The organism is Devosia sp. (assembly GCF_035944845.1).
Classification (GTDB): domain Bacteria; phylum Pseudomonadota; class Alphaproteobacteria; order Rhizobiales; family Devosiaceae; genus Devosia_A.
This window is the reverse complement of the sequence record NZ_DASZAW010000106.1, coordinates 73,924-95,903: the sequence shown is the minus strand read 5'-3', so window position 1 is coordinate 95,903 and position 21,980 is coordinate 73,924. Positions and strand designations below refer to the sequence as shown.

General features: G+C 65.8%; 21 protein-coding genes. 13 read left to right on the top strand and 8 right to left on the bottom strand.

Annotated features, from left to right (window positions below; all coding sequences use genetic code 11):
- Window positions 1-94: 94 nt before the first annotated feature.
- From VGV07_RS20920 to VGV07_RS20900, 5 genes are all read left to right on the top strand, one after another.
- The gene (locus VGV07_RS20920; protein ID WP_326870673.1) at window positions 95-841 is read left to right on the top strand and encodes a sugar phosphate isomerase/epimerase; all 747 of its coding nucleotides are present in this window, start codon (window positions 95-97) and stop codon (window positions 839-841) included.
- Between the two features lie 4 nt (window positions 842-845).
- On the top strand, window positions 846-1,988 hold the full coding sequence (locus VGV07_RS20915) for a Gfo/Idh/MocA family oxidoreductase (RefSeq protein WP_326870672.1): 1,143 nt from the start codon (window positions 846-848) through the stop codon (window positions 1,986-1,988).
- A gap of 197 nt (window positions 1,989-2,185) precedes the next feature.
- Entirely contained in the window at window positions 2,186-2,551 is a 366-nt protein-coding gene (locus VGV07_RS20910) for a hypothetical protein (RefSeq protein ID WP_326870671.1), read from the top strand.
- Window positions 2,552-2,750: 199 nt separating this feature from the next.
- A complete protein-coding gene (locus tag VGV07_RS20905; protein ID WP_326870670.1) occupies window positions 2,751-3,806 on the top strand; it encodes a sugar phosphate isomerase/epimerase in 1,056 nt (351 codons plus the stop codon).
- A gap of 162 nt (window positions 3,807-3,968) precedes the next feature.
- Window positions 3,969-5,120 carry a Gfo/Idh/MocA family oxidoreductase gene (locus VGV07_RS20900; protein WP_326870669.1) on the top strand — a complete coding sequence of 384 codons (1,152 nt, stop codon included), beginning with the start codon at window positions 3,969-3,971 and terminating at the stop codon, window positions 5,118-5,120.
- A 159-nt stretch (window positions 5,121-5,279) separates the two neighbouring features.
- Here the strand turns inward: VGV07_RS20900 and VGV07_RS20895 are convergent, their stop codons facing one another.
- From VGV07_RS20895 to hutI, 8 genes are all read right to left on the bottom strand, one after another.
- A complete protein-coding gene (locus VGV07_RS20895) occupies window positions 5,280-6,023 on the bottom strand; it encodes a sulfite exporter TauE/SafE family protein (protein ID WP_326870668.1) in 744 nt (247 codons plus the stop codon).
- Between the two features lie 6 nt (window positions 6,024-6,029).
- Window positions 6,030-6,962 carry a TraB/GumN family protein gene (locus VGV07_RS20890; RefSeq protein ID WP_326870667.1) on the bottom strand — a complete coding sequence of 311 codons (933 nt, stop codon included), beginning with the start codon at window positions 6,960-6,962 and terminating at the stop codon, window positions 6,030-6,032.
- 11 nt (window positions 6,963-6,973) lie between these two features.
- A complete protein-coding gene (locus VGV07_RS20885) occupies window positions 6,974-7,279 on the bottom strand; it encodes an ETC complex I subunit (protein ID WP_326870666.1) in 306 nt (101 codons plus the stop codon).
- A 79-nt stretch (window positions 7,280-7,358) separates the two neighbouring features.
- Window positions 7,359-7,853 carry a HutD family protein gene (locus VGV07_RS20880; protein ID WP_326870665.1) on the bottom strand — a complete coding sequence of 165 codons (495 nt, stop codon included), beginning with the start codon at window positions 7,851-7,853 and terminating at the stop codon, window positions 7,359-7,361.
- 77 nt (window positions 7,854-7,930) lie between these two features.
- Window positions 7,931-9,601 carry a urocanate hydratase gene (gene hutU, locus VGV07_RS20875; RefSeq protein ID WP_326870664.1) on the bottom strand — a complete coding sequence of 557 codons (1,671 nt, stop codon included), beginning with the start codon at window positions 9,599-9,601 and terminating at the stop codon, window positions 7,931-7,933.
- The gene (gene hutG / locus VGV07_RS20870; RefSeq protein WP_326870663.1) at window positions 9,598-10,407 is read right to left on the bottom strand and encodes an N-formylglutamate deformylase; all 810 of its coding nucleotides are present in this window, start codon (window positions 10,405-10,407) and stop codon (window positions 9,598-9,600) included. Before hutG ends, hutU begins: the two co-directional genes overlap by 4 nt.
- A complete protein-coding gene (gene hutH, locus VGV07_RS20865) occupies window positions 10,407-11,942 on the bottom strand; it encodes a histidine ammonia-lyase (RefSeq protein WP_326870662.1) in 1,536 nt (511 codons plus the stop codon). Before hutH ends, hutG begins: the two co-directional genes overlap by 1 nt.
- On the bottom strand, window positions 11,939-13,168 hold the full coding sequence (gene hutI / locus VGV07_RS20860; protein WP_326870661.1) for an imidazolonepropionase: 1,230 nt from the start codon (window positions 13,166-13,168) through the stop codon (window positions 11,939-11,941). The genes hutH and hutI overlap by 4 nt, the downstream gene beginning before the upstream one ends.
- Window positions 13,169-13,272: 104 nt before the next feature.
- Between hutI and VGV07_RS20855 the strand changes: the two genes are divergently transcribed.
- The 8 genes from VGV07_RS20855 (at window position 13,273) to hisD (ending at window position 21,979) form a co-directional block, all read left to right on the top strand.
- Window positions 13,273-14,619 carry a formimidoylglutamate deiminase gene (locus VGV07_RS20855; RefSeq protein WP_326870660.1) on the top strand — a complete coding sequence of 449 codons (1,347 nt, stop codon included), beginning with the start codon at window positions 13,273-13,275 and terminating at the stop codon, window positions 14,617-14,619.
- Window positions 14,620-14,667: 48 nt separating this feature from the next.
- Window positions 14,668-15,414, top strand: coding sequence for a histidine utilization repressor (gene hutC / locus VGV07_RS20850; protein ID WP_414649983.1), 747 nt, complete (start codon window positions 14,668-14,670; stop codon window positions 15,412-15,414).
- 97 nt (window positions 15,415-15,511) lie between these two features.
- Window positions 15,512-16,273, top strand: coding sequence for an SDR family oxidoreductase (locus VGV07_RS20845; protein WP_326870658.1), 762 nt, complete (start codon window positions 15,512-15,514; stop codon window positions 16,271-16,273).
- Window positions 16,274-16,396: 123 nt separating this feature from the next.
- Window positions 16,397-17,530: an ABC transporter ATP-binding protein gene (locus tag VGV07_RS20840; RefSeq protein ID WP_326870657.1), complete on the top strand. Its 1,134-nt coding sequence runs from the start codon at window positions 16,397-16,399 to the stop codon at window positions 17,528-17,530.
- A gap of 33 nt (window positions 17,531-17,563) precedes the next feature.
- Window positions 17,564-18,670, top strand: coding sequence for a PotD/PotF family extracellular solute-binding protein (locus tag VGV07_RS20835; RefSeq protein WP_326870656.1), 1,107 nt, complete (start codon window positions 17,564-17,566; stop codon window positions 18,668-18,670).
- Window positions 18,671-18,874: 204 nt separating this feature from the next.
- The gene (locus VGV07_RS20830; protein WP_326870655.1) at window positions 18,875-19,819 is read left to right on the top strand and encodes an ABC transporter permease; all 945 of its coding nucleotides are present in this window, start codon (window positions 18,875-18,877) and stop codon (window positions 19,817-19,819) included.
- A complete protein-coding gene (locus VGV07_RS20825; protein ID WP_326870654.1) occupies window positions 19,816-20,619 on the top strand; it encodes an ABC transporter permease in 804 nt (267 codons plus the stop codon). The genes VGV07_RS20830 and VGV07_RS20825 overlap by 4 nt, the downstream gene beginning before the upstream one ends.
- 34 nt (window positions 20,620-20,653) lie before the next feature.
- Window positions 20,654-21,979, top strand: a complete 1,326-nt coding sequence (gene hisD, locus VGV07_RS20820; RefSeq protein WP_326870653.1) for a histidinol dehydrogenase — start codon at window positions 20,654-20,656, stop codon at window positions 21,977-21,979.
- The last annotated feature ends 1 nt before the right edge of the window (window position 21,980 follow it).

The following is a 21,980-nucleotide window of genomic DNA, read 5'->3' as shown; positions in this document are numbered from 1 at the left end:
TACTGGGTGATGGAACACGACAACCCCGCCGACGTCGACCGCTTCGCATCCCGTTCGATCGCCGCCGTCACCGCCTGGAAGTGAAAGAGGCCACATAATGGATATCGGTTTTCAGCTGTTCAGCGCCCGCAATTACCCGCTGGCGGACGTGCTCAGGAAGGTCGCCGCGCTCGGCTACACGCATGTCGAGGGCTATGGTTCGCTCTACACCGATCCGGCCGCGCTGAAGGCGCAGCTCGACGCCAACGGCCTCACCATGCCGACCGCGCATATCAGCCTAGGCGACCTCGAGGATACGTCCAAGACCTTGAAGCTGGCCGAGACGCTCGGCATCAAGGTGGTGGCCTGCCCCTGGCTCGCCCCGGCCGACCGGCCGACCTCGGCCGATGGCTGGAAGACGTTCGCTGATCGCCTGCAGAAGATCGGCAAGCCGTTCCAGGATGCCGGCCTGACCTTCGGCTATCACAACCACGACTTCGAATTCGTAGAGTACGACGGCAAGTTTGCCATGGACTGGCTGCTTGAAGCCGCCCCCGCGGTGAACGTCGAGGCCGACGTCGCCTGGATCGTCCGCGGCAAGGCCGACCCGGCCACCTGGCTGCCGAAATTCGGCGACCGCATCGTCGCCATCCACGTCAAGGACATCGCTCCCGCCGGCCAGAACGCCGATGAAGACGGCTGGGCCGATGCCGGACAGGGTATTGTGCCCTGGAAGGCATTGTGGCCGATCGTCCGCAACCAAACCAAGGCGCAGTACTTCATCGCCGAACACGACAACCCGAACGATATCGACCGCTTCGCCTCGCGCTCGATCGCCTTCATCAAGACCCTCGGAGCCTGACAAAATGGCAAAGACCTATGGCGTCGGCATCATGGGTGCCGGCAACATCTCGGCCGCCTACCTGCGCCTCGCCCCGCTGTTCAAGAACCTCGAAGTCCGCGCCATCGCCGACATTCTTCCCGAGGCCGCGAAGAAGCGAGCCGGAGAGTACGATGTCGCTGCGCAGACCCCCGATGAGCTGCTGAAGAACTCGGAAGTCGATGTGATCGTGAACCTCACGATCCCCTCGACCCACTTCTCGATTTCGAAGGACATTCTCTCGGCCGGCAAGCACGCCTATTCCGAGAAGCCGTTTGTCCTCAGCGTCGAAGAAGGCATCCAGCTCAAGGCGCTGGCCGATGAGCACAAGCTCAAGGTCGGATCGGCTCCCGATACTTTCCTCGGCGGCGCCCACCAGCAGGCCCGTTCGATCATCGACTCGGGCAAGGTCGGCAAGATCGCGTCGGGCACCATGCACGTGCTCAGCCGCGGCATGGAGCACTGGCACCCCAATCCGGATTTCTTCTTCCAGCCCGGCGGCGGTCCGATCCTCGATCTCGGCCCTTACTACATCACCGACCTGATCAGCCTCGTCGGCCCGATCAAGCGCGTCACCGCCTTCACCGGTTCGGCCCGCGCCGAACGCGAAGTGACCACCGAGGGCTCGCCGTTCAAGGGCACCTTCATCAAGGTCGGCACGCCGACCACGATCCACGCCATCCTCGAGTTCCACTCCGGCGCCATCATCACCCTTGGCGCCAGCTGGGACGTCTCCAGCCACGGCCATCACAATATCGAGCTCTACGGTACCGAAGGCTCGGTCTACGTGCCCGACCCGAACTTCTTCAACGGCGACGTGACCATCACCGACCGCGCCGGCAACAAGGAGAAGGTGACCCCGTGGGATCACCCGTTCGGCAAGGCCAACCAGGATCTGGATAAGCCAAACCCGCGCGCCAACTACCGCAACGCCGGCCTCAGCGACATGATGGACTCGATCGAGACCGGCAAGAAGGCGCGCTGCGACCTCGATGTGGCGTTGCACGCCGTCGACGTCATGACCTCGATCCTCCGCGCCGGCGAGACCGGCCAGGTGATCACCCTGCAGACCACCTGCGAGCGCCCCGCCGCGCTCGGCATCGAAGAAGCCCGCGCCCTGCTGCGCTGAGGCCATTGCATCGAAACACTGAAAGGCCCGGACATCCGCCCGGGCCTTTTTCTTTTGTCACCCAGCCAGGGTCATTTCATCGCTGGTGCGGACCGACCCCCACCCCTGTCCCCTCCCCCTAAACATGGGGAGGGAGACCCTCACACAAGTGCCGGTGTTTTCGTCTCCCTCCCCATGTTTAGGGGGAGGGGACAGGGGTGGGGGTCAGCCCGCACCGGCGTGCCGCCAATCACGTGATGGTCTCGGCGCGCGGCGACGTCGGCAGCTACACCAGCGAGGTGCTCTCCGCGCTGGGGCGCAGCCGCCGGGTGCAGCTCACCGTGACGCATTTCATCGTCGCGCTTGCTGCCATTGCCGAAACCGACCTGATCGGCACTATTCCTGTTAGCGTCGTCGGCACCTACGGCCGTCGCTTCGGCCTCGCCACCGCCCCGCTGCCGTTCGACCAGGGCGATGCCAGCTTCGTGCACCTCGTGGCTCCGCGAGCCGGTCTGATGGATGCCGGCCTGGTCTGGTTGATGGACACCATCGAGCGTCTGGTGCTCGAGGACCCCGGCAGCTGAAGCAAAGGCCGCAAGCCCTGCCGGTTTCCACGTTCCATCACCTTGACAGTTCCGAGCCGAGCATGAAGGTAGCTGCCGACATGTCAGCGGCGGCCCGGCTCCATCCACACGCGGAACTCCAAGCGGGCAGGCATCCGGACTGATCTGAGGTACGTGCACGTAGTACGGCGGAACCGCGCCGTCCAAGGGAGGTATTCTGATGCGCACCATCAAAGGGCCGGCAATTTTCCTCGCCCAGTTCGCGGGCGACAAGGCCCCGTTCGATACGCTCGACAACATCTGCGGCTGGGCGGCTGACCTCGGCTACAAGGGCGTGCAGATCCCGACTTGGCTGACGCATTTCGTCGATGTCGAAAAGGCCGCGACCTCGAAGACCTATGCCGACGAGGTGAAGGGGACGGTAGAGAGCCATGGCCTCGAGATCGCTGAACTCGCGAGCCACATCATCGGCCAGCTCGTCGCCGTGCACCCGGCCTACGACACGCTCAGCGACGGCTTTGCCATTCCGGAAGTACGGGGGAACCCGACGGCGCGGCAGGAATGGGCGGTCAAGCACCTCATGGCCTGCGCCGCGGCGTCGAAGAATCTCGGTCTCAAGGCCCACGCCACCTTCTCCGGCGCGCTCGCCTGGCCCTACCTCTATCCCTTCCCGCAGCGTCCGGCCGGTCTCGTCGAAGAAGCCTTCGATGAACTGGCCCGGCGCTGGACGCCGATCCTCAACGAGTTCGACAAGCACGGCGTCGACGTCTGCTACGAGATACATCCGAGCGAGGATCTGTTCGACGGCGCCACCTACGAGATGTTCCTCGAGCGAGTGAACAACCACCCGCGCGCCAACTTGCTCTACGATCCCAGCCACTTCGTGCTGCAGCAGCTCGATTACCTGCAGTACATCGATTTCTACCACGAGCGGATCCGGATGTTCCACGTCAAGGACGCCGAGTTCAACCCGACCGGCAGGCAGGGCGTCTACTCCGGCTTCCAGTCCTGGGTGAACCGCGCCGGGCGCTTCCGTTCGCTCGGCGACGGCCAGGTCGATTTCGCCGGGATCTTTTCGAAGCTCTCGGCTTACGGCTTCGATGGCTGGGCGGTGCTCGAATGGGAATGCGCCATCAAGTCGGCGGAGCAGGGGGCGGCCGAAGGGGCGCCGTTCATCCAGAGCCACATCATCAACGTCACCGAGAAGGCCTTTGACGATTTCGCCGCATCCGGCACCGACCGCGCGGCCAATCGCAAGATTCTCGGACTGAGCTGAGGAACAGGCGCGGGGCTCGCCCCGCGCTCGGGTGTCATCCCTGCGAAAGCAGGGACCCAAGCCTCCGCCCACTCGGGCTGAAAGTCGGGCCCCTGCTTTCGCAGGGGTGACATCGCAAGTGCGGCGGGACCTTAGCCAACAACACAAGGGAGCAGGAACAAAATGGCAGAGAACGGCGCTCCGCGCATTCGCCTGGGCATGGTCGGTGGCGGTACCGGTGCCTTTATCGGCTACGTCCACCGCGTCGCCGCGCGCATCGACGGCGACTATGAGCTCGTCGCCGGCGCCCTGTCGTCCAACGCGGCGACGGCGCTTGAATCGGGCAAGAACCTCGGCCTCGCCGAAGACCGCATCTACACCTCGTACGAGGAAATGGCCGCCAGGGAATCCGCCCGCAAGGACGGCATCCAGGCCGTCTCAATCGTCACCCCCAACCACGTGCATTTCGGCCCGGCCAAGGCCTTCCTCGAGGCCGGCATCCACGTCATCTGCGACAAGCCGCTGACCTCGACGCTCGACGATGCGCGGGCGTTGGCGGCGATCAAGCCGAAGAAGGGGGCGAAGTTCCTTCTCACTCACAACTACACCGGTTATCCGCTGGTGCGGCAGGCGCGTGAGCTGGTGAAGTCGGGTGCGCTGGGCAAGATCCGCGTCGTCCAGGTGGAGTACCCGCAGGACTGGCTGACCAATGCCGCCGACCCCGGCAACAAGCAGGCCAGCTGGCGCACCGATCCCAAGCGCTCGGGCGCCGGCGGCGCCATCGGCGACATCGGCACCCACGCTTATAACCTGGCGCGCTTCGTCACCGGGCTGAAGACCGAGGCGGTCAGCGCCGAGCTCACCAGCTTCGTCAAGGGCCGCAAGCTCGATGACGACGTGCAGATCAAGCTTCGCTTCCAGGGCGGGGCCAAGGGCATGTTGTGGGCCAGCCAGGTCGCCGTGGGCAACGAAAACGGCCTGCAGCTGCGCGTCTATGGCGAAAAGGCCGGCCTCGAGTGGCGACAGGATAACCCGAACTACATGTGGTTCACCGAGTTCGGCAAACCCAGGCAGCTCTTGACCCGTGGCGGCGCCATCTCCGCACCGCCCGCAGCCTCGATGAATGTCCGCATTCCCGGCGGTCACCCCGAGGGCTATCTCGAAGCCTTCGCCACGCTCTACAGCCAGTTCGCCCAGGTTATCCGCGGCGAGGGCAAGGATGTTGCGGGCCTCCTGCCCAGCCTCGCCGATGGCGTCGAAGGCATGGAGTTCATCATGGCCTCCGTCGCTTCGTCCAAGGCCGACGGCAAGTGGACCAAGCTCAGCGAAGTTTGAGCCAAACAGGTCGAGGACCCGGTGGTGGTTGCCGACCCCCACCCTTGATCCCTCCGCAAGGGGGAGGGAGACGCAGACCGCGGCGTCAGTGTTTTCGTCACCCTCCCCCTTGCGGGGAGGGGACAGGGGTGGGGGTCGGCCCGCGCCGGCCTATCGGGCCTACACCCAAGCCGCCACCGCGCCCCAGATCAGCACCAGCCCCGACGCCGTCAGACCCACCAGCACCACGCGTCGAAACCCTATCGTGGTCAGGCGCTTGAACACCAGCACGCCGAGGATCGCGAACGGCACCAGCACCACGCCGGTCAGCGCCAGCTCGCCAAGCATGGTGGGCTCGAGCGTTCCGGCGATCAGGTAGACCGTCAGCGTCGCTGTATGCATGGCGATGTTGAAGCCCTGCAGCACGCCGCGCTGCTCGTCCTTGCTCCAGCCGCGCAGCGTCGTCCACAGCGTCGGCACCGGCCCGGAGATCGCCGCCATGCCGCCAAGCACGCCACCGACCCAGCCGACAGCCGCGTCGGCAACCCGTCCACCCCAGCTGAACCGGATGTCGGGTCGCAGCAGCAGCATCGAGGGGCAATAAGCGACGAGAAACAGCCCGAGCCCGAACTTGAACAGGTTTGGGTCGGCCGCGCCGACCAGTTGCGCCCCGATCGGGACACCGATCAGCCCGCCCATGATGAACGGCAGCGCCGCCTTGATACTGAAGCCGCGCCAGACGAAGGGTAAGGTGACAAGTTGCCCGACCAGTGAGCCGAACACCGAGAGCACCACGGCCAGCTTGGGATCGACGCCCCACGCCCATACCGACAACGCCACCAGCGCGAAGGCGAAGCCCGAGACGCCTTGCGCGAACCCGGCCAGCGCCGCGCCGACGGCGATCAACACCAGTGCCTGATCCATCCTCGGCTACCGGCGCTTGTTGGGTCTGGCTTTGGGACCGGCGGGAGAAGCAGAGCGATCCATGCGCTCGACGGTGAAGCCGTCGGCGCTCAGCAGGGCCGGAACCCCGACGGGCCCCGCAAGATGTCCGGCACCGACCACGATCATGGCGTCTTCGTTGTCGGCCAGCATCTGGCCGATTGCCGTGGTCCAGCGACGATTGCGGTCGGTCAGCAGCCGCCGGTATTGGGGCGAGTCCGTCGCGCCCATCGCGCTATTCATCAACCGAGCCAGCGCTTCCACATCGCCCGATTGCCAGAGCTCGGCCACACTGCTCAAGTCCTGCTCGGGGCTCTCTGCGTTCTCGATGGTCCGCATCAGCGAGTCGACCTGCTCCTTGTCGGGCAGGCTGGCGAACATGCGGAACTGGATTTCGGGCGTCTCAAGCTCGCGCCGGCGCTCCTCGGCAACCTCGTCGAGCAGCAGCAGTTCCACTCCCGCCTGGCCGCCCATGCCGATTTCGCCGCTTGTGGCCAGCGAGGTGGCCATCAGCGTCATATCCGCCATCCACGGCCGCATCGTTTCGACCTGCTCGCGCAGCACCCCGTGCTCGTCGAGAAAGCCTTGCAGCCGCTCCTGCTGTTCGCCGGTCAGGTAGTCGCTGAGCTGTCGTCCGTCGCGATTCCTGCCATAGACCATCGTGAGCCGGGTGAACGTGGCGTATGCGTCCTGGTCCAGCACGATCTCGAAATAGACATGGTCGGCCTCGGCCAGCGCCGCATCGAAGCGCGGCGTCCGCCAGTCCCGGTCCTTGTCGAGAATGTGGATGGAGCCGAACAGCCACACGGAACTGTCGGCATCGCTCACTCGCCACAAAGCGGGGGCCGCCAGCGTCGCGGCTGGAGCAAAGCCAACCAGCAGCGACAGCAGCAGCAAGGTGCGGCGGAGGAACGTCCTCATCGCCGCATTCCTTAGTGCGTCCAGGGCGTCTTGCGATCGGCGCGGAAATTGTCGGAGTAGGTGGTGCGCTTCACCGTGGGCTTATGCTCTGGCAGCACCTGGTAGGCGATGCCGTTCTTGTGCGCATAGGCCTCGGCTTCCTCGAGCGTATCGAAGGTGAGGCGGATCTGGGCGCGGGTGTCGGTGGTCGAGGTGTAGCCCATCAGCGGCTCGATCTCGCGCGCCGCCGCCGGCTCATGCACCAGCACCCATTCCTTGGACTTGCCTCGGCCGGACTGCATGGCATTGGGCGCAGGCCGGTAGATTCGTGCCGTCATCGTTACTTCGAGTCCTGTTATCCTATTTGGACTGACTCATAGGGGTTTCCGGCCGCTCTTTCGAGTCCTTCTGTTCCCGTCAGGAGCGGAAGAACTCGATCAGCTGGGTGGTGGCGCCGGGCTCGGCCGTGACCGTGACGCTTTGGCCGGGTGCGAAGCCCACCAGCGCATCGAAGCGCCCCGCTTCGAACACAACGCCCGCGGCTTCGACAACCGTTTCGCCGCCAAAGACCAGCGTCGTCTCGTCGGCTCCGGCGGTGATCAGGCGACGGCCATCAGATTGCAGCCGGCGCATGGCGTGCGTGAACGCCCCGCGACGGGTCATCGCATTGAGGTCGGTAGTCGCCCCCTCGAGCACTCTCGCATATACCGGCTCTTCGCCAGCGAACGCGAACGGCTCGCTTTCGGTACGCAGCGAGACCGTGCGCTCCAGCTGCAACGTCATGCCGCGTCCAGCGAGCACGGCGATGGTTCGGTCGATGCCGGCGAAGGTCGAGAACGGACCGTCCGCATGGACCGTCGCGATGCTGAGCCGCCACAGGAAATCATCGCCGGCCCCCCCTGAGGGCAGCAATCTCGCGAGTGACGCCGCCGCCGTTTCGCCAGGGCGAGACGGGAACCTCGTGGAACCGCAGCAGCCGCATCGCCGCCTCAGCCAAGGATGCCTGGGAGGTCGAGCCCCTTCTCGCGTGCGACATCGAGCGCGATGTCATAGCCGGCATCGGCGTGTCGCATCACGCCGGTCGCCGGATCGTTCCACAGCACGCGTTCCAGCCGGCGCGCCGCATCGTCCGTGCCGTCGGCGCAGATCACCATGCCGGCATGCTGCGAAAAGCCCATGCCGACGCCGCCGCCATGGTGCAGCGACACCCAGGTCGCGCCCGACGCGGTGTTGAGCAGCGCGTTCAGCAACGGCCAGTCCGACACCGCGTCGGAGCCATCCTGCATCGCCTCGGTCTCGCGGTTGGGCGAGGCGACCGATCCGGAATCGAGGTGGTCGCGGCCGATCACCACCGGCGCCTTCAACTCGCCGCTGCGCACCATCTCGTTGAAGGCGAGGCCCAGGCGATGGCGGTCACCCAGCCCGACCCAGCAGATGCGCGCCGGCAGCCCCTGGAAGGCGATGCGCTCGCGCGCCATGTCCAGCCAGTTATGCAGGTGCGTGTTGCCTGGCGTCAGCTCCCGCACCTTGGCGTCGGTCTTGTAGATGTCCTCGGGATCGCCGGAGAGCGCCGCCCAGCGGAACGGGCCGATGCCGCGGCAGAACAGCGGGCGTATATAGGCCGGCACGAAGCCGGGGAAGGCGAAGGCGTTTTCGAGACCCTCGTCCTTGGCGACCTGGCGGATATTGTTGCCGTAGTCGAGCGTTGGAATGCCCCGGTCCCAGAAGGCGAGCATCGCCTCGACATGCTCGCGCATCGAGGCGCGCGCCGCCTTCTCCACCTCTTTGGGTGCGCTTTCCCGCTTCTCCCGCCATTCAGCCATCGTCCAGCCCTTGGGCAGGTAGCCATTGATCGGGTCATGCGCCGAGGTCTGGTCGGTGACGAGGTCGGGGCGAATGCCGCGCCGCACCATTTCCGGCAGGATTTCGGCGGCGTTACCGAGCAGGCCCACCGATTTCGCCTCGCCGGCTTTGGTCCAGCGCTCGATCATGGCGAGCGCTTCGTCGAGCGTCGCGGCCTTCTCGTCGAGGTAACGGGTGCGCAGGCGGAAATCGATCGAGTCCGGATTGCACTCGACGGCAAGGCACGAGGCGCCGGCCATGACGGCGGCGAGCGGTTGCGCCCCGCCCATGCCACCGAGCCCGCCGGTGAGGATCCACTTGCCCTTGAGGTTGCCGCCATAGTGCTGGCGACCAGCTTCGACGAACGTCTCGTAGGTGCCCTGCACGATGCCCTGGGTGCCGATGTAGATCCACGAGCCGGCCGTCATCTGGCCGTACATCGCGAGACCCTTCTTATCGAGCTCGTTGAAATGGTCCCAGGTCGCCCAATGCGGCACCAGGTTGGAGTTGGCGATGAGGACGCGCGGCGCATCGGGGTGGGTGCGGAACACCCCGACCGGCTTGCCCGACTGGACCAGCAACGTCTGGTCGTTCTCGAGCTTTTCGAGGGCCGCGACGATGCGGTCGAAATCCTGCCAGGTGCGAGCCGCCCGGCCGATGCCGCCATAGACCACCAGCTCGTTGGGGTTTTCCGCAACATCGGGATCGAGGTTGTTCATCAGCATGCGCAGCGGCGCCTCGGTGAGCCAGCTTTTGGCGCTGAGTTCGGTGCCACGAGCGGCGCGGACTTCACGGATGTTATGGCGGGGGTCGGTCATGGCTTTGCTTCCGCGAGTGAGGGGGCCAGCGCTTCGAGGCGCTGCAGCATTTCGGCCAGATGGGCGCGCAGGCGTTCGGTCTTGATGGCGTCGAGTGCGAAGGGCGGCGCTTCCGCGGCGAGGTGGGTGGCCTGGGCCAGCTCGAGCTGGATGGTCTCTACGCCACCCGCCTGGTTGCTGTAGTGGCGTGTCGTCCAGCCGCCCTTGAAGCGGCCATTGAGCACCGAGCTGTAGCCCTTGGCCTTCCGGGCGACATCGTAGACGGCGGCCTCGACGGCGGCGCTGCAGGATTTCCCATCGGCGGTGCCGACGTTGAAATCCGGCAAAGTGCCTTCGAACAGGAACGGGATGCTGGAGCGGATCGAGTGGCAATCAAACAGGATGGCGACGCCGTGCGTCGCACGCACCCGCGCCACCTCCGCCGTCAACGCCGCATGGTAGGGGGCGTGGAATGCCGCGAGCCGCCGCTCGATCTCGGTCGCGTCGGCGAAGCCACCCTCTGTCCAGATCGCAACGCCGTCGAAGTCGGTTTCCGGGACAAGGCCCGTGGTGTTCTGGCCCGGATAGAGGCTGACGCCGGTGGGGTCGCGACCCACGTCGATGAGGTAGCGGTGGTGGGTGGCGCGGATGGTCGAAGCGCCGGGCAAGAGGCCGCGATAGAGGTCGTGAACATGCCAGTCGGTGTCCGCGAGAACCCGGCCGTTGTCGTTCAGCCGGTCGGCGATCTCGGGCGGCAGGTAAGTCCCGGTATGCGGAAACGCCAGGATGACGGGTGACGTGCCCTGGTGGAGTTCGAAGATCTCCATCAGTGCACCAGTTCCGGCAGAATCCCCGGGCCGACGGCGCCGACCAGCCCGCCATTGGCGACGAGGGTCACCGCAGCGGCGATGTCGGGGGCCATGTAGCGGTCGAGCTCGAGCTCGGGGACCATCGCGCGCAGCGCCGAACGAGCCTTGAGGAGCTCGGTGCCGGTCTGCAGCGGAGCGCGGCAATCGACACCCTGCGTCGCCGTCAGCGCCTCGATGCCGATGATGCCGAACAGGTTCTCGGTCATCTGCAGCAGCCGGCGGGCCCCGTGGCAGGCCATCGAGACATGGTCTTCCTGGTTGGCCGAGGTCGGAGTGGAGTCGACCGAAGCCGGATGCGCCATCTGCTTGTTCTCGCTCATCAGCGCCGCCGAGGTCACTTCGGCAATCATCAGGCCGGAGTTGAGCCCAGGCTGCTTGGCGAGGAAGGCCGGCAGTCCGTAGGAGAGGGCAGGGTCGACCAGCAGCGCGATGCGGCGTTGCGCAATGGCGCCGATCTCGCACACCGCGATGGCGATCTGGTCGGCGGCGAAGGCCACCGGTTCGGCATGGAAATTGCCGCCCGACACCACGCTGCCATCTGACAGCACCAAGGGGTTGTCGGTGACAGCGTTGGCCTCGATCTCCAGCGTCTGCCCGGCGTTGCGAAGCAGGTCGAGGCAGGCGCCATCGACCTGGGGCTGGCAGCGGATGCAGTAAGGGTCCTGCACGCGTTCGTCGCCTTCGACATGGCTTTCGCGAATGGCCGAACCGGCGAGCAGCCTGCGCAGCGCCGCTGCCGCATCGATCTGGCCCCGGTGACCCCTCAGCGTGTGGATATCGGGATGGAACGGCGCCGACGAACCCATTGCCGCATCGGTCGACATGGCGCCGGTGATCAGGGCCGCCTGGGCGGCGCGATGCGCGCGGAACAGCCCGGCCAGCGCCAGCGCCGTCGAGGTCTGCGTGCCGTTGATCAGCGCCAGGCCCTCCTTGGCGGCCAGCACCACCGGCGCCAGCCCGGCGCGCGTCAGCGCCTCACGGCCGCCGAGACGCTCGCCCCGGTAGAATGCTTCGCCTTCGCCGATCATCACCGCCGTCATGTGGGCGAGCGGCGCGAGGTCGCCGGAAGCGCCGACCGAACCCTTTTCCGGGATCAGCGGGATGACGCCGCGCGCCAGCATCTGTTCGATGAGTCGGATCAGTTCGAGCCGCACTCCGGATGCCCCGCGCCCCAGCGACACCAGCTTCAGCGACATGATCAGCCGGACGATGTTCTCTGCCAGTGGCGCGCCAACGCCGCAGCAATGCGACAGGATCAGGTTGCGCTGCAGGGTGGCGAGGTCGGCCGCCTCGATCTTGATCGAGGCCAGTTTGCCGAAGCCGGTATTGACGCCATAGACCGGGGCATTCCCGGCGGCGATCTGGGCGATGCGGGCCGCGGCGCGCTCGACCGCGGCGTCGAACGCCGGGTCGAGCACCACGGGGGTGCCGTTCCAGAAGATCTCGGACAGCGTCTCGAGCGAGACGCTCCCCGGTATGAGCGTGACAGTCATATTGCGTTGCCCTTGAAGATGCGGCGGTGCAGCGGGTTGAAGCCGATGCGGTAGGTGAGTTCGGCTGCCGAGGCGCAGTTCCAGACCGCGAAGTCGGCGGATTTGCCCGCCTCGAGCGTGCCGGTCTGGTCGAGCAGCCCCAGCGCCTGAGCCGCTATGCGCGTCGTTCCGGCCATGCATTCGGCGACGGTCAGTCCGAACAGGGTGGCCGCCATGTTCATTGCGAGCAGCAGCGAGGTGAGCGGCGAGGTGCCGGGGTTGCAGTCGGTGGCGACAGCCATCGCAACGCCGTGCCGGCGCAGCGCGGCGACATCCGGCTTGTGCGTTTCTCGAATGGCGTAGAAGGCGCCGGGCAGCAGCACCGCGACTGTGCCTGCGGCGGCCATGGCTGCGGCGTCCGCATCGTCGATGTATTCGAGGTGATCAGCCGACAACGCCCCGTAGCGTGCCGCCAGCCCGGTGCCGCCCTGGTGGCTCAACTGCTCGGCATGCAGCTTCACCGGCAACCCGAGTTCTTTAGCCAGGTCGAACACCCGCGCCATTTCCTCGGGTGAGAAGGCGATGCCTTCGCAAAAACCGTCGACGGCGTCGACCAGCCCCTCGGCATGGGCCGCTCTGAGGCCGGGCAGTACGACCTCGTCGAGATAGTCCGCGTTGCGCCCCCGGTACTCCTCGGGCGTCGCATGGGCGCCCAGATACGAGGTGACGACCCGCACCGCCCGCCGGCTGCCGAGCGCGCGCGCGGCGCGCAGCATGTTCAGTTCGGCCTCGATACTGAGGCCGTAGCCCGACTTGATCTCGATGGTCCCGAGGCCCTCGCCGAGCAGCGTGTCGAGACGCGGCAGGGCCTGCTCGACCAGTTCCTCGACCGACAGCGCCCGGGTGGCCCGCACCGTCGAAACGATGCCGCCGCCCGCCTTGGCGATCTCGATATAGCTGGCGCCGTCGAGCCGCATCTCGAACTCGCGGGCGCGGTTGCCGCCATGCACGATATGGGTGTGGCAGTCGATCAGCGCCGGGGTCACCAGCCGGCCGCCGAGGTCGATCTCTTGCGCGTCGTCGACATCGGGCGCCTCTGACGCAGTGCCGGCGAAAACGATGCGTTCGCCGGCGGTGACGATCACGCCCTCCGCGATCGGCTCGACCGATGGGCCGGCCATCGTCACGAGGCGGGCATTCCGCCACAGTTTCACGGCGGCATCGGGACTGGGGATTGGTGTCGGCATTGCAAGCCCGCTTTCAATCGTCTTAAAAGATGTATAGACATAATAAGGTCGCTGACAAGGGAGTTTTTGAGAGTGTCCCATACCCCTCTCGGGAAGACCGCCCGATGACCAGGCTCTTTGCCGCCGCAGCACTGCTTCCCGCCGGGCTCGCTTACGACGTCAGCATCGATATCGAGCATGGGCAGATCGCGTCGGTAGAACAGGGGAGTTCGCCGGCTACTGCCGATGAGCGCCACGCGCTGCTGGCGCCGGCCGTGCCCAATCTTCACAGTCACGCCTTCCAGCGCGCCATGGCGGGGCTGGCCGAGACGCGTGGACCTGGCGCCGACAGTTTCTGGAGCTGGCGCACCCAGATGTATCGTTTCGCCCTGTCGATGACCCCTGACGATGTCGAGGCCGTGGCGGCGCAGCTCTATGTCGAAATGCTCGAGGCGGGCTTCTCGCGGGTGGGCGAGTTCCACTACTTGCATCACGATATCGATGGCCGGCCCTATGCCAACATCGCCGAGATGGCGGAACGCATCGCGGCGGCGAGCGCCGAGGCCGGCATCGGGCTGACGCTGCTCCCGGTGTTCTACGCGCATGCCGGATTCGGGCCCAAGCCGCCGATCGAGGGGCAACGGCGCTTCGTCAACGACACCTCGCGCTTCGCCGAACTTGTGGCCGCCTCGCGGCGCGCGGTCCGGGGCCTTGAGAGGGCGGTAGTCGGCATCGCGCCGCACAGCCTGCGGGCCGCGACCATCGAAGAAATCCGCGAGATACTGCCGCTCGCCGAAGAACAGCCCGTTCACATCCATGTTGCCGAACAGCTGCTGGAGGTCGAAGACTGCATCGAGGCCACCGGCGCGCGTCCGGTCGAACTGCTGCTCGCGAACACGCCGGTCGATCAGCACTGGTGTCTGATCCACGCCACCCATCTGACCGCCGACGAGGTGGCGGGCATCGCCGCCAGCGGGGCGGTGGCCGGCCTTTGCCCGATCACCGAGGCAAACCTCGGCGACGGGATTTTCTGTGGCGAAGCATTCGTCGCGCAGGGCGGCCGGTTGGGCGTTGGCTCGGACTCGAATGTCCAGATCTCGCTGGCCGGCGAGCTGCGCCAGCTGGAATACAGCCAGCGCCTCGCCCAGCGCAGCCGCAACGTCATCGCGTCGTCAGGTCAATCGACTGCCGTTGAGCTGTTGAACCGGGCGGGGCAGGGCGGAGCGCAGGCCCTTGGCGTGGGCTCGGGGATAGCTGCGGGCAATCCGGCCGACCTGGTCTCCTTCGCGCCGGCCGGTGCGCCTTACCTCCCGCTTGCCGACCAGCTCGACGCCTTTGTGTTCGCCTCGGGCATATCGGTGGACGACGTCTGGGTCGGCGGCAAGAAGCAGGTGATCGGCGGCAAACATGTTAAGTCCGACGCCATTCGGCGCCGGTTCGAGTCGACAATGCGCCGCCTGCTTGGGGCTTGACCCAATCGGCGGAACATCGGTTAGCTTTGGTTTGAAGCACGGGATTTGATGAGCGTGAGCACATTAGTGACTGCCGAGCGTGACACCGAAGCCGGCACGCTCCACCAGCGCATCCTCAATGATATTGAAGGCAAGATCGTTTCGGGGGAATGGCCCATCGGCCACCGCATCCCGTTCGAAGTGGATCTCGCTCGCGAGTATGGCTGTTCGCGCATGACCGTGAACAAGGTCCTGACCCAGCTGGCGCGGGCCGGGCTGATCGAGCGGGTGAAGAAGAGCGGCAGCTTCGTCAGCCAGCCGCACACCCAATCCGCCGTGCTCGAGATCAGCGACATCCGCAAGGAAGTGGAGTCGCTCAAGCTCCCCTATGCATTCAATGTTCTGCGGGTGGCGAAGCGGAAGGCCCAGGGCGCCGACCGGCTGCTGCTCGATGTGCCGGTCGGCACGGCGATCCTCGATATTGCCTGCGTCCACCTGGCGGGCGGCAAGCCGTTCTGCCTCGAACAGCGGCTGATCAACCTTGCCGGCGTCGAGGGCGCCGACCAGGCGGATTTCACCAAGGTCCCGCCTGGACAATGGCTGCTCAGCCAGGTGCCCTGGAGCTCGGCGGAACACCGCATTCATGCGGCAGCGGCGGACGGTATGACCGCCGAACAACTGGGGATCGAGCAGGGCGCCGCTTGCCTCGTGATCGAGCGGCGCACCTGGAGCGCCGGCGCTGCCGTCACCCAGGTGCGGCTGACCTATCCGGGGGATCGCCACGCCCTCGTCGCCACCTTCACCCCTTCGTCGTGACCGCGCCGGTCGGGTCTCGACCCTACCGACATTATGTATAGACATGAGTGACCGTAAGTGCTGATACTCGTCAACTGCATCTCTGGGAGGAGGCTGCATGTCTAGCAAATCTGCCTTCGACCTCACGGGAAGGCGCGCCCTGGTGACCGGCGGCAGCCGCGGCCTGGGGCAGGGCATTGCCGTTGCCCTCGCGGCAGCTGGCGCAGAGGTCTGCGTCACGGCGCGCGCCCGCTCCAGCCTCGACACGACGCTGAGCCAGCTGGGTGCGTCCGGTCGGGCGCTCGAGCTCGATGTCACCCATGTCGCCGGAATCGCCGCAGCGATCGGTGAACTCGACGCGACCTGGCCCATCGACATCCTCGTCAACAATGCCGGGTTCGAGAGCGTCGCCCCTTCGCTCGATGTCGATGAAGCCCTGTGGGACAACATCGTCGACACCAACCTTAAGGGTAGCTTCTTCTGCGCCCAGGCCGTGGCGCGCGGCATGGCTTCGCGCAGTCGCGGTGGCTCGATCATCAACCTCTGTTCGCTGACCTCCTATGTGGGCGTGCCGACCGCGGTCCCCTATGGTTCCTCGAAATCCGGATTGCTCGGCATGACTCGCGCCTTGTCGGCGGAATGGGCTCGGCATGGCATCCGCGTCAACGCGGTCGCGCCGGGCTATTTCCGCACCGAGATGACGGAAGGCTTTTATGCTGACGAGGCCTGGGCCACCGGCATGCTGGGAAAGATCCCGCAGGGCCGCTTCGGGCTGGCCGAGGATGTCGGCGGCCCCGTCGTCTTTCTCGCCAGCACCGCCGCGGCCTATGTCACAGGACAGTGCCTGGCGATCGATGGAGGCTATCTTGCCTCCATCTGACGCGCCATTTGCTCAATCCTTGAGCAGAAATGAAAACTGCACAAGTCGTGTTGACTCACAGGCTGATATGTATAGACATTATGCGTGTAAACGGGCTGCGACTGGCCTGTTCGAGGGGTATGTATGACCATTGACGCCGGCATCGAAGGCCGTTCCGCCCAGGTGGCTCGTGTAGCCGTATCGGTGCGCAACGTCGATATGACCTTTGCCGATTTCCATGCCGTCAAGGACGCCTCCTTCGACCTCGAGGATGGGCGCTTCCTCACCATTCTAGGGCCCTCAGGGTCCGGCAAGACGACGCTGCTGCGGATGATCGCCGGCTTCCAAAAGCCCAGCGCCGGCGAGATCTTCATCAACGGCAAGCCGGTCAGCGCCACGCCGCCGCACAAGCGCTCGATCGGCATGGTGTTCCAGAAGCTGGCGCTGTTTCCGCACCTGACCGCCGCCGAGAACGTGGCGTTCCCGCTCAGGATGCGCCGCTTCGATGCGACCACCATCCCGGAGCGCGTGCAGCGCTATCTCGATCTCGTTCATCTTGGCGGCTATGCCGATCGCCGCATCCACCAGCTCTCGGGCGGCCAGCAGCAGCGCGTCGCCATTGCCCGCGCCCTGGTGTTCGAGCCCGATCTGCTGCTGCTGGACGAACCGCTGGCGGCGCTCGATCGCAAACTTCGCGAAGAAATGCAGCTCGAGTTCCGCCGCATCCAGCGCGAGCTCGGCGTCACTACCATCAACGTCACCCATGACCAGCGCGAGGCCCTCGTCGTTTCCGATGAGGTGATCGTGATGGACAAGGGTGTCATCCAGCAGAAGGCGCCGCCCTCTGAGACCTATCGGACGCCTTCGAATGCCTTCGTCGCGGGCTTCATCGGCGTCACCAATTTCATCTCGGGCAAGGTCACAGCGACCTCAGGCGCGACGGTCAGCTTCGATATCGGCGGCAGCGAGGTCACCGGCACCTGGGCGGCGCCGGGCGTTGCACCCTCGGTTGGCGCTTCGGTGACCGGTGCGCTGCGCGCCGAGCAGGTGCGATTGGGATCGTCTGAAGCCGAGCTTTCCGGCTGTGAGACCACTCGCCATGGCGTCGTCCGTGACGCCATTTTCGAGGGTGAGCGCCTCGTCTACGAGATAGACCTGGCCCCGGGCACGCTGCTGCGCGTGTTCGACCATGATCCAGCGGCTCACAAGCAATTCGCCATCGGGGACAACGTGGCGATGGGCTGGAACGCACGCGACGTGCTGACCTTCCCCAACTGAGCCCGCCGGTAGAGACAACAGGAGAGAGAAACCATGACCGATCAGAAATCCATTCTTGCCTTATCCCGCCGCAAGTTCCTCGGCGGCGCCGCAGCGCTGAGCGGCATCGCTGCCTCCGGCATCGCGACGCGGGTGTTTGCCCAGGAACCGGCCAAGCCCGCCGAGATCATCGTGCGCGCCTGGGGCGGCTCGTGGGTCGATAGCCTCAAGGCAGGCGTCTCCGATCCCTTCACCGCGGCCACCGGCATCGCCGTTCGCCACGACCTGACCGAAGATAACGAAATCCAGCCCAAGGTTTGGGCGGCGGTGGCGCAGAACCGGGTACCCCCGATCCACATCAACTGGGACACCACAACCAACGCCACCAAGTCGGCACTGCGCGGGGTGACCGAGGATCTGTCGGATCTGTCGAACCTCGCCGGCACCACCGAGCTCGCCAAGCCCGTCGGGCTCGAGGGCTACCCGATCGTCAACACCTATGGCTACGTCTACGTGCTGGCCTACCGTCCCGAGGCTTTCCCGGACGGCGCCCCGACCTCGCTGCAGGTGCTCCTCGATCCCAAGTTCAAGGGCCGCATTGCGCTCTATAACGACGGTATCGGCTTCCACTTCCCGGCCCAGGTCGCCGGCGGCGGCAAGCTCGAAGACATCCCCGGCAACATGCAGCCGGCCTGGGACTTCATCAGGAAGGTCAAGGAGCAGGCGCCGCTGCTCGGCGAGGATCCGGATTTCACCACCTGGTTCCAGAACGGCGAGATCGATCTCGCGGTCACCATCTCGACCAATGCCCGCGAAGCCAAGAAGAACGGCGTCAATATCGCCTGGACCGTGCCCGAGGAAGGCGCCAAGTTCGATACCGATGGCCTGTGGATCCCCAAGGGCCTGCCCGAGAACGAGCTCTACTGGGCCAAGCAGTACATCAACTTCGCCATCACCAAGGAGGCCCAGCAGGTGTGGCTTGATGGCCTCGGGTTGCCGGGCGTCGTCCCCGGCCTCACCCCGCCGGTCGATCTCGTCGGCGATGCGTCCTACCCGACCAAGCCGGAAGACTTCGAACACCTGATCCGCATTTCCTCGCAGGTCCAGGTCGAGAACGAGAGCACCTGGTTCGGCGAGTTCAAGAAGATCATGCAGGGCTGACGCGCTGCGCGTGGGCTCCCCTCCCCCCCGCGGCGCTACGCGTCCGCTAGGAGGGGAGGGGCTGGGGGTGGGGGTCCATCGGCGATCACCGGACCACCCCCTCCCTCATTCCCTCCCCTCAGGGGGGAGGGAGGCGACCGCTTCGCGATCTTGAATGAGCGGGACGGCGCTGCGGTGCCGTCCCGCACTACCCCGAGGAGCACTATGCGAACCCATCGAAAGGCCTATCCGCTGACGTGGCGGATCATGGACGGGATCGAGGCCGCCATGGCCGCCGTCTGGCCGAGACGGCTGTCCGGTGCGCTCCCCTATGTCATGGTGCTGCCCGCCGTGCTGCTGGTGCTGCTCCTGGTGATCGGCATGGTGCAGATCGCCGACCAGAGCGCCCGCGTCCTCGACACCAGCACCTTCATGCCCTCGGCCGATTATCGTTCGGCCAACTACGAGCAGATATTCAACAGCGGTCTCTACTGGTCGATCCTGTGGCGGAGCCTCTTCGGGTCGGTGATCGTCACCGTGCTCTGCCTCGTCTTTGCGTTTCCCTACAGCTACCTGATGGTGCGCACCCCCTCGGCGCTGCTGCGCAAGTTCCTGCTGATCGCGCTGTTCCTGCCGTTCTTCATCGGCCAGGTGGTGCGCGCCTATGGCTGGCTGATCATCCTCGGCAACCAGGGGGTGGTGAACGAGGTGCTGGGGCTGGTCGGGGTGTCGCCGGTGCGGCTGCTCTACAACTACCCGGCCGTGCTGTTCGGGCTGGTGCAGTATATGATCCCGTTCGCCGTGCTGATGCTGGCGCCGGCGCTCACCGCCATCCCTGAAGAGATCGAATCCGCCGCCAGCAGCCTCGGCGCCAACTGGTGGCGGAGCTTCATCCATGTCGTGCTGCCGATGGCCAAGCCCGGTCTGATCGGCGCCGGCCTCGTCGTCCTGACCTTGTCGCTGACCGATTTTGCCATGCCGGCAATCCTCGGCGGTGGCTCGCAGGATTTCATCGCCAACGCCATCTACGACCAGTTCTTCCGCACCTCCGACCAGGGCATGGGCTCGGCGCTCACCATCATCCTCGTCGGCATCGGCTCGCTGGTGGTCGGCATCGTCTTCACGATCTTCGGGGCCGGTACCCTCGCCATGGGGAGGGACCGCAAATGACGCAGCAGCCGCTCAGCAAATCCATCGTCATCTGGGCGATGGTGGTCCTGGTGCTGATCGTCCTGTCGGCTCCAACCATCGTCGTGCTCGGCGCCTCCTTCACCTCGGGCAACATCATCCAGTTCCCGCCGCAGGGCTTTTCGCTGCAGTGGTATGCCAAGATTGCGTTGGCGGATGACCTGCGCAGCGCCTTCGTCCGCTCGCTCGCCGTCGCGCTGATCTGCATGCTGATCGCTATCCCGGTCGGCACCCTTGCGGGCATCGCGCTCAGCAAGTATGCGCTGAAGTTCGAGCGCACTTTGCAGATCTACCTGTTGCTGCCCTTCACCATTCCGCTCATCGGATCGGGCATCGGCCTGATGCTGTTGTTCGGCGAGATGCGCATCCTCGGCCAGATCTGGCCGATCGGCCTTGCCTGCTGCGTCATCAACCTGCCGTTCATGATCTGGGCGGTGATGGCGAGTGCGGCGAGCCTCGATCCCGACCTCGAACTTGCGGCGGCCAATTGCGGGGCAGGGCCGGTCTCGACCTTCTTCCACGTCACCATCCCGGGCGTCATGCCGGGGATTATCAGCGGCTCGCTGCTGATGTTCATCCTCGCGCTGAACGAGTTCCTCGTCAGCCTGCTGCTGACCGATGCCCGCACCGTGACGCTGCCGGTGCAGATCTACAATTCGATCCGCTCGATCATCACGCCCGACCTCGCGGCGATCTCGGTGGTCTTCATTATCTGCGCCACCCTGGTGATCGCGCTGCTCGACCGCCTGGTCGGCCTCGACATTTTCCTCAAATCGAAGTGACGGCCTGCCGTCCGTACGCAAAGTGAGACGAACCATGTCTGATGTGTCCTTCTATGACTACGCCAAGCTCTCGGCCGAGCAGCGGGCGGCGCTGCTGAAGCGCTCCGAGGCCGATCTCTCCGGCGTCATCGAGAAGGTGAAGCCGATCATCGAGGCGGTGCGGACCGAAGGCGATGCCGCGCTGGCCCGCTTTGCGCGGGATTTCGACAAGGCTGAGAACGTCACCGAAGCGACGCTGCAGGTCACATCGGCCGAGTTCGACGCCGCCTTTAAGGCGGTGGACCTGAAGGTCATCGAGGCGATCCAGTTCGGGATCGACAACATCCGCAGCTTCCACGAGGAGCAGAAGCCCGAGACCATGTGGATGAAGGAGATCCGGCCCGGCGCCTTCGCCGGCGACCGTTTCACCCCCATCCAGTCGGTCGCCCTCTATGTGCCGCGGGGCAAGGGCTCGTTCCCCTCGGTGACCATGATGACGTCGGTGCCGGCCGTCGTCGCCGGTGTCCCCAACCTCGCGATCGTCACCCCGCCGGCCCCCGACGGCAGTGTCGATGCCGCGACCCTCGTGGCGGCCCGCCTCGCTGGCGTCGAAACGGTCTACAAGGCCGGCGGTGCCCAGGCGGTTGCAGCGATTGCCTACGGAACGAAGACGGTGAAGCCCGCCCTCAAGATCGTCGGCCCGGGCAGCCCCTGGGTGGTGGCCGCCAAGCGCCTTCTCTCCGGCGTGATCGATACGGGCCTGCCGGCCGGTCCCTCCGAGGCGGTGATCTTTGCCGACGACACCATCGATGGCGGCCTCGCCGCGCTCGATCTGCTCATCGAAGCCGAGCACGGTCCGGACTCCTCGGCCTATCTCGTCACCCATAGCCGGCGGGTGGCCGAGGAAGCCATCGCCGCGCTGCCTGGGATCTGGGCCAAAATGACGGAGCAGCGGGTGGCGTTCTCGCGCACCGTGCTTACTGGCGGCAAGACCGGTGGCATCATTCTGACCTCGTCGGTCGAGGAGAGCTACGACTTCGTAAACGCCTACGCCCCCGAGCACCTCGAGATCCTCTCCACCGAGCCCTACGATCACCTCGGCAGGATCACCGAGGCCTCCGAAATTCTGCTCGGCCAGCACACGCCCTGCAGCATCGGCAACTTTGGCCTCGGCCCCAATGCCGTGCTGCCGACTAGCCGCTGGGCCCGGACCTACGGTCCGCTCTCGGTTACCGATTTCGTCAAGCGCAGCTCCATCGGCTATGTGACGGCCGCCGGTTTCCCGCTGCTCGCCGGGCACGCCCACGAGCTCGCCATCTACGAGGGTTTCTCTTCGCACGCGCTGGCCGTCTCGGACCTGCGTCAGCAGTTCGTGCGGTAGG

Coding starts and splice junctions, on each gene's coding strand:
- VGV07_RS20915 (WP_326870672.1), top strand. CDS start 846: ATGGCAAAGACCTATGGCGTCGGCATCATGGGTGCCGGCAACATCTCG.
- VGV07_RS20905 (WP_326870670.1), top strand. CDS start 2,751: ATGCGCACCATCAAAGGGCCGGCAATTTTCCTCGCCCAGTTCGCGGGC.
- VGV07_RS20900 (WP_326870669.1), top strand. CDS start 3,969: ATGGCAGAGAACGGCGCTCCGCGCATTCGCCTGGGCATGGTCGGTGGC.
- VGV07_RS20895 (WP_326870668.1), bottom strand. CDS start 6,023: ATGGATCAGGCACTGGTGTTGATCGCCGTCGGCGCGGCGCTGGCCGGG.
- VGV07_RS20890 (WP_326870667.1), bottom strand. CDS start 6,962: ATGAGGACGTTCCTCCGCCGCACCTTGCTGCTGCTGTCGCTGCTGGTT.
- VGV07_RS20885 (WP_326870666.1), bottom strand. CDS start 7,279: ATGACGGCACGAATCTACCGGCCTGCGCCCAATGCCATGCAGTCCGGC.
- hutU (WP_326870664.1), bottom strand. CDS start 9,601: ATGACCGACCCCCGCCATAACATCCGTGAAGTCCGCGCCGCTCGTGGC.
- hutG (WP_326870663.1), bottom strand. CDS start 10,407: ATGGAGATCTTCGAACTCCACCAGGGCACGTCACCCGTCATCCTGGCG.
- hutH (WP_326870662.1), bottom strand. CDS start 11,942: ATGACTGTCACGCTCATACCGGGGAGCGTCTCGCTCGAGACGCTGTCC.
- hutI (WP_326870661.1), bottom strand. CDS start 13,168: ATGCCGACACCAATCCCCAGTCCCGATGCCGCCGTGAAACTGTGGCGG.
- VGV07_RS20855 (WP_326870660.1), top strand. CDS start 13,273: ATGACCAGGCTCTTTGCCGCCGCAGCACTGCTTCCCGCCGGGCTCGCT.
- hutC (WP_414649983.1), top strand. CDS start 14,668: ATGAGCGTGAGCACATTAGTGACTGCCGAGCGTGACACCGAAGCCGGC.
- VGV07_RS20845 (WP_326870658.1), top strand. CDS start 15,512: ATGTCTAGCAAATCTGCCTTCGACCTCACGGGAAGGCGCGCCCTGGTG.
- VGV07_RS20840 (WP_326870657.1), top strand. CDS start 16,397: ATGACCATTGACGCCGGCATCGAAGGCCGTTCCGCCCAGGTGGCTCGT.
- VGV07_RS20835 (WP_326870656.1), top strand. CDS start 17,564: ATGACCGATCAGAAATCCATTCTTGCCTTATCCCGCCGCAAGTTCCTC.
- VGV07_RS20830 (WP_326870655.1), top strand. CDS start 18,875: ATGCGAACCCATCGAAAGGCCTATCCGCTGACGTGGCGGATCATGGAC.
- VGV07_RS20825 (WP_326870654.1), top strand. CDS start 19,816: ATGACGCAGCAGCCGCTCAGCAAATCCATCGTCATCTGGGCGATGGTG.
- hisD (WP_326870653.1), top strand. CDS start 20,654: ATGTCTGATGTGTCCTTCTATGACTACGCCAAGCTCTCGGCCGAGCAG.